1 protein-coding gene is annotated in these 484 nt (G+C 61.2%); it reads left to right on the top strand.

Translation table 11 applies throughout. The features are described from left to right. Positions 1 to 484: reverse transcriptase domain-containing protein (locus AC1DQM_RS29905; protein ID WP_477747272.1), on the top strand; the 484-nt coding region annotated here is incomplete at both ends.

Genomic DNA, 484 nt, shown 5'->3' with positions numbered 1-484 from the left:
CCTTCAGCGAGCATAGCTACGGCTTCCGTCCCGGCAGGCGTGCGCACGACGCGGTGCTAACCGCACAGTCGTACGTGCAATCGGGTCGGCGAATAGTGGTGGACGTGGACTTGGAAAAATTCTTTGACCGGGTTAATCACGACATCCTGATTGATCGCCTACAGAAACGCATAGAAGACCCCGGAGTCATCCGGTTGATCCGAGCGTATCTGAATAGCGGACTGATGGATGGCGGGGTTGTGCTGCAACGGTACGAGGGCACGCCGCAGGGCGGTCCGCTGTCGCCGTTGTTAGCCAACGTGCTGCTTGATGAGGTGGACAAGGCGTTGGAGAGCCGAGGCCATTGCTTCGTGCGCTACGCCGACGATGCGAACGTGTACGTACGCAGCCGTCGGGCGGGCGAGCGGGTGATGGCGCTGTTGCGGCGGCTGTACGGCAAGTTGCGTCTGAAGGTCAACGAGGCGAAGAGCGCGGTGGCGAGTGT

Source organism: Pseudomonas sp. 01L34, from assembly GCF_056400265.1.
Note: the sequence above shows the minus strand (reverse complement) of the source record. Positions and strands in the feature narration are given on the sequence as shown.